The organism is Mesorhizobium sp. B2-7-1 (genome assembly GCF_006440735.1).
In the GTDB taxonomy this organism is placed as follows: Bacteria; Pseudomonadota; Alphaproteobacteria; order Rhizobiales; family Rhizobiaceae; genus Mesorhizobium.
In genome coordinates, this window is record NZ_VFUA01000096.1 from 21,409 (window position 1) to 27,547 (window position 6,139).

Consider the following 6,139-nt stretch of genomic DNA (forward strand, 5'->3'; position numbering starts at 1 on the left):
GCAATTTACTCGCGCGCGAAATCACGCTTCTATCCGCCAGCTTGAGCACGTTTGAGCAATGGGAGTTCAGCGATGAAACTGTGGAAGACCATCCTGGCCGCGGCTGTGCTGTCGCTTGCCGCCGCCACGTCGGCCTTTGCCGCGCGCACCGACCTCACGCTCGGCATCGTGCTCGAGCCGCCGCATCTCGATCCGACCGCCGGGGCGGCCGCGGCCATCGGCGAAGTCACCTATGCCAATGTCTTTGAAGGGCTGACGCGCATCGACGACAACGGCCAGGTTCAACCCGGTCTCGCCGAGAGCTGGACCGTCTCCGACGACGGCAAGGTCTACACGTTCAAGCTGCATTCCGGCGTGAAGTTCCACGATGGCTCGGCCTTCAGCGCCGACGACGTGAAATTCTCGCTCGACCGAGCGCGTGCCAAGGATTCGCTCAATCCGCAAAAGCAGCTCTTTGCGCACATCACCGATGTCACGGCGGCCGATCCGGCGACCGTCAAGGTCGCTCTCGACGGGCCGCAGGGCAGTTTCCTCTACGACATGGGCCAGGTTGCGGCGGTGATCGTGGCGAAGGGGTCGGCTGATGGCAATAAGGACAAGCCGATCGGCACCGGTCCATTCAAGCTCGATCACTGGGCCAAGGGTTCCGAGATCAAGCTCGTCAAGAACCCGGATTACTGGGGCACACCCGCCGCGCTCGACAAGGCGACATTCCGTATCGTGCCCGACGCCGCCGCGGCTGTCCCCGCATTGCTCTCGGGCGACATCCAGGCTTTCGCCAACATGCCCGCGCAAGACGCGCTCGGGCAGCTCCAGTCCGATCCGCGCTTCAGCGTCGTGATCGGCTCGACCGAGGGCGAGACGATCCTGTCGATCAACAACAAGAAGCCACCCTTCGACAAGCTTGCGGTGCGGCAGGCGCTCGCCTCTGCGATCGATCGCAGCGCCATCATCGACGCGGCCTCGAACGGTCTTGGAAAGCCGATCGGCTCTCATTTTTCGCCAGGCGATGCGGGCTATGTCGATCTCACCGGCGTCTACCCGCACGACATCGCCAAGGCCAAGGAGTATCTGAAGGAAGCGGGGCTGGAAAATGGCTTTTCGGCCACGATCAAGCTGCCGCCCGTGCCCTACGCGCGCGACGGCGGCCAGGTGATTCAGTCCCAACTGAGGGAGATCGGGGTCAATCTGCAGATCATTCCGGTCGAATGGGCGGAGTGGCTCAGCCAGGTCTTCACCAACAAGGACTACGACCTGACGATCGTTTCCCATGTCGAGCCAAACGACATCGATATCTATTCGCGGCCCGGCTACTATTTCCAGTACGACAATCCGAAGTTCAACGATGTGATCAAGGAGCTCGGCACCACGGTCGACAAGGACAAGAGGCTGGAACTGCTGGGCGAGGCGCAGAAGATTCTCGCGCACGACGTGCCCGCCGTCTACCTGTTCGAGCTGCCGAAGATTGGCGTCTGGGACGCCAAGCTGCAGGGCATGTGGACGAACTGGCCGATCGAGGCGGATGACCTGACCAAGGTGAAATGGACCGACTGAGGCCGGCGCGATCGCCTGATCGCTTTCCATGACCGCCTACCTCCTCAAACGCCTCATCATCGCGGCCCTCACCCTGGTGTTGGCCTCGATGGTGGTGTTCGCGGTCATGGAGATCCTGCCTGGAGACCCGGCGCGCTTGATGCTGGGCATGAATGCCAGCGCCGAGCAGGTCGAAGTGCTGCGCGACCAGATGGGGCTGAATGCGCCGCTGGTGTTGCGCTATCTGCGTTGGGCAGGCGGCTTGCTCAGCCTCGATTTCGGCCGTTCCTACACCTATTCGGTGCCCGTCATCGACCTCGTGCGGGAACGCGTCGTCGTCTCCCTGCCGCTGGCGCTGATCGCGCTGGCGCTCTCGACCATCATCGCCATTCCGGTCGGCGTCTTCTCCGCCAGCCGCCAGGGCCGCGCGGGCGACACGCTCACCATGGGTGCCGCGCAGCTCGGCGTCGCCGTGCCGAATTTCTGGTTCGCGCTGATGCTGATCTATCTGTTTGCCGTCTGGCTGCATCTGGTTCCCGCCGGCGGTTTTCCCGGCTGGGGCGCGGGCATCTGGATTGCACTAAAATCCCTGATCTTGCCGGCCATTGCATTGGCGCTCCCGCAGGCGGCGATCCTGGGCCGCGTCGCCCGCTCGGCGCTGATCGAGGTGCTCAACGAGGACTATATCCGTACCGCGCGCGCCAAGGGCCTGCCCTACCGCGCCGTGCTGTGGCGCCATGCGCTGCGCAACGCCATGATTCCCGTGCTCACAATCCTGGGCCTGCAATTCGCCTTCCTGCTTGCCGGCACCATCATCATCGAGAATGTTTTCTACCTACCTGGGTTGGGCCGACTGATCTTCCAGGCCATCACCCAGCGCGACCTGATCGTGGTCGAGAGCATCGTCATGCTTTTGGTCGCCGCCGTGATCCTGATCAACCTCGTCGTCGATTTCTCCTACGCCATCGTCGACCCGCGCCTCAGAGGCCGGCAATGACCATGCGCGTCGACCCGCCCGAGGAAACCATCGCCGGCGTGCTGGCCAAAGCCTTCGGCAACCGCTCCTTCCTGATTGGGCTCGTCATCACGCTGCTGATCGTGGCCGTCGCGTTGCTGTCCTTCATCTGGACGCCCTACGACGTCACAAAGCTGGTGATCGCCGACAAGACGCAGGCGCCCTCTTGGGCGCACTGGTTCGGCACCGACCATTTCGGCCGTGACATCCTGTCGATGATCATGATCGGCGCCCGCAACTCGATCGCCGTCGCGCTGGTCGCGGTCGGCATCGGCATGGGCATCGGCGTGCCGCTCGGCGCTTTCGCCGCCGCGCGCGGCGGCCTGGCCGACGAGGCGCTGATGCGCGTCAACGACCTCGTCTTCGCCTTTCCGGCGCTGCTCTCGGCGATCATGATCACCGCGACCTTCGGCCCGGGCGCGGTCAACGCCATCATCGCCATCGGCATCTTCAACATCCCGGTTTTCGCCCGCGTGACGCGCGCCGGCGCTTTAGCCATCTGGCCGCGCGAGTTCATCCTCGCCGCGCGCGCCGCCGGCAAGGGCATGACGCGCATCAGCATCGAGCACATCCTGCCCAACATCGCCACGCTGCTCTTGGTCCAGGGCACGATCCAGTTTGCGCTCGGCATTCTCGCCGAAGCCGGGCTTTCCTATGTCGGCCTCGGCGCGCAGCCGCCAATGCCGAGTTGGGGCCGCATGCTGTTCGACGCGCAGACGCGCATGGTGACCGCGCCCTGGATGGCGATCTTCCCCGGCATGGCGATCGTCATCACCGTGCTTGGGCTGAACCTGCTCGGCGACGGCATCGCCGACATCCTCGATCCGAAATCGCGGCGGCGCCGATGAGCCTGCTGGAGATCGAGAACCTGTCGCTGGCGATCGGCGCCACGCCGATCCTGAAAGGCGTCGAGCTGACGATCGCGCCAGGCGAAGTGGTCGGCCTGGTCGGCGAATCCGGCTCCGGCAAGTCGATGACGGCGCTGACGATCATGCGGCTTTTGCCGCATCTGGCGCGCGCCGACGGCCGCGTCGCCTTCGACGGCATCGACATCCTCGCCGCGACCGAAGACCAGATGTGCGCCTTGCGCGGCGACGATATCGGCATGGTCTTCCAGGAGCCGATGACGGCGCTGAACCCGGTCAAGACCATCGGCGAGCAGGTCGCCGAAGGCATACGCTGGCACACCAAGGCGGGCCGCGCCGAAGCCGAGGACCGCGCGCGAAAAATCCTCGACCGCGTCGGTTTGCCCGAAGCAAAATTCCCGCTGTCGCGCTACCCGCACGAATTGTCGGGCGGCCAGCGCCAGCGCGTCATCATTGCCATCGCCTGCGCACTTAAACCTAAATTGTTGATCGCCGACGAACCGACGACGGCGCTCGACGTGGTACTGCAGGCGCAGATCCTCGACTTGTTGCGCGATCTGGTCAGCGAGAACCGCATGGGCCTGTTGCTCATCTCGCACGACCTCGCAGTTGTGACCGAGATGGCGGATCGCCTGACCATCCTGCGCCGCGGCGAAGTGACGGAAGCCGGCGACACCGCCCGCACGCTGTCGGAGCAGCAGCATCCCTACACGCGCGAGTTGGCGCTGGCATCGATGCATGTGCCGGCTCGCCCGAAACCGCACCTTGCCGGATCGGCAAAGCCCTTGCTCGAAGTCGAAAATGTCGGCCGGGCCTATCCGGGCCGGCGCACATCCCTGTTCCGGCCGGCGCAGCCGATCCGCGCCGTCGACGATGTCTCGCTCACCATCGAGCCCGCGCAATCGGTGGCGCTGGTCGGCCGCTCGGGCTGCGGCAAGTCCACGCTTGCCCGCATGATCCTGGCGCTGGACAAGCCGACGGCCGGCACGATCCGCTTTCGCGGCGAGGCCATCACGGGCAGGCCGGAAGCGGCGCTAAGGCCGGCCCGGCGCGACATGCAGGTGGTGTTCCAGGATCCTTATGGCTCTTTCGACCCGCGCCAGAAGGTGGAGAAGCTGGTGGCCGAGCCGCTGCATCTTCTGGAAAAGCAGCCCGCAAAGCCCGAGCGCCGCGAGATGGTCGCGCATGCGCTGCATGAAGTCGGGCTCGGGCCGCGCGACATGGACAAATACCCGCATGAATTCTCTGGCGGCCAGCGCCAGCGCCTGTCGATCGCCCGCGCCATCATCACGCGTCCGAAGCTGGTGGTCGCCGACGAGCCGGTCTCGGCGCTGGACGTCTCGATCCGCGCCCAGATCCTCGACCTTTTCGCCGAGCTGAACCAGAAGCTCGGCATCGCCTATCTCTTCATCACGCATGACCTGACGGTCGCCCGCGCCATGGCGGACGAGGTGCTGGTCATGCATGAAGGCAGGATCGTCGAACGCGGCCGCGCCGCCGACGTGCTCGACCATCCGCGCTCGGAAGCAGCCCAGGCGCTGGTCGCGGCGGCGCCCGACCTCCACCGCGCCATCGCGCGCAAGATGCAGGAACAGGGGTGAGCCAGCCTATTTGTTTGATGCAATTCCGGACGGAAAACCGCTTCACACTTTTCCTGGAATTGCTTCAGTTTTCCGGCTTCACCAAATCGACGGGGCTGATATCGAGCAGGTCGAGCGTGCGGCGCAGGAGCTTCACCTCGCTTTCCGCCAGCTTGGCATCGGCCTTGGCGATCTCGGCCATGTGGCGCGCAAGCAGTTTCCGGCGCTCGACATCGAGGTCGCGGAACAGCGCGATCGCCTGCGAGCCATTGGTCTCGTAGCCATAATCGTTGAGATATTCGATGACGCTGTCGATGGAGGCCTCGGGGATGCCGAAGGCTTCCTTGCAGATGCGCCGGAAGACGACCATCTCGCTCTCCGAGACCGAGCCGTCGGCCAGGATCATGCGAAACAGCATCAGAAGTTCCGCCGACAGCACCGGGTCGTCCGCCACCTTGCGAACACCCGGGTCACCGTCGAAGATCGAACGTATCTGGTCGAGCAGCGCCATCGCCACCAAGCTCCCCTTTGCGATTCCACCTGATTGTTAGAGCAATTCCAGGAAAAGTGTGAAGCGGTTTTCCGTCCGCAATTGCGCCAAGCCAAAGAACAGAGCGGTTCGGCGTGTAGCGGCGAACCGATCTGGCGTGGAATCGCTCTTGCGCAAACGGGGCGAGCGTGATGGAAGCTGCGGCTTCCTTCCAGGCGCCCCTCCCCCGATGATCGACCTTACGCTGCAGACCGTCCTCATACTCGTTGCCGCCGCCTTTGCCGCCGGCTTCGTCGACTCGATCGCCGGCGGCGGCGGGCTGATCACTATCCCGGCGCTGCTGCTCGCCGGTTTTTCGCCGGTCGCAGCCCTCGGCACGAACAAATTGCAAGGCATGTTCGGTTCCGGCTCGGCCACCATCCATTATGCCGCCAATGGCCAGGTCGACCTGCGCCGCCAATTGCCGTCGGCCCTGCTGGCGCTTGTCGGCGGCGCGATCGGTGCGCTTTTGGCGACCGTCGTTCCCGGCGATTTCCTGCGCGCTTTGCTGCCGCTGCTCCTGATCGCGATCGCGCTCTATTTCGCGCTGAAGCCGAACATGGACGACGTCGATCGCGCCGAGCGGCTGTCGCCTTTCCTGTTCGGGCTGATCATA

At 64.5% G+C, this 6,139-nt stretch carries 6 protein-coding genes; 5 read left to right on the forward strand and 1 reads right to left on the reverse strand.

Features of this window, described 5'->3' with window-relative positions; all coding sequences use genetic code 11:
• The first annotated feature begins 72 nt into the window (after positions 1-72).
• From FJ471_RS26940 to FJ471_RS26955, 4 genes are read left to right on the forward strand one after another with little or no spacing between them, the layout of a single operon-like run.
• Entirely contained in the window at positions 73-1,554 is a 1,482-nt protein-coding gene (locus FJ471_RS26940) for an ABC transporter substrate-binding protein (RefSeq protein WP_140807756.1), read from the forward strand.
• A 28-nt stretch (positions 1,555-1,582) separates the two neighbouring features.
• Positions 1,583-2,530: an ABC transporter permease gene (locus FJ471_RS26945; RefSeq protein ID WP_140807757.1), complete on the forward strand. Its 948-nt coding sequence runs from the start codon at positions 1,583-1,585 to the stop codon at positions 2,528-2,530.
• On the forward strand, positions 2,527-3,396 hold the full coding sequence (locus tag FJ471_RS26950) for an ABC transporter permease (RefSeq protein WP_140807758.1): 870 nt from the start codon (positions 2,527-2,529) through the stop codon (positions 3,394-3,396). Before FJ471_RS26945 ends, FJ471_RS26950 begins: the two co-directional genes overlap by 4 nt.
• Complete coding sequence (locus FJ471_RS26955) at positions 3,393-5,015, forward strand: dipeptide ABC transporter ATP-binding protein (protein ID WP_140807759.1); 1,623 nt, start codon at positions 3,393-3,395, stop codon at positions 5,013-5,015. Before FJ471_RS26950 ends, FJ471_RS26955 begins: the two co-directional genes overlap by 4 nt.
• 64 nt (positions 5,016-5,079) lie before the next feature.
• Here the strand turns inward: FJ471_RS26955 and FJ471_RS26960 are convergent, their stop codons facing one another.
• Entirely contained in the window at positions 5,080-5,511 is a 432-nt protein-coding gene (locus FJ471_RS26960; protein WP_140807760.1) for a TerB family tellurite resistance protein, read from the reverse strand.
• Positions 5,512-5,713: 202 nt separating this feature from the next.
• Here FJ471_RS26960 and FJ471_RS26965 point away from each other — a divergent pair.
• Positions 5,714-6,139, forward strand: a 426-nt coding sequence (locus FJ471_RS26965; RefSeq protein WP_140807761.1) for a TSUP family transporter, incomplete at its 3' end; no start/stop codon positions are given.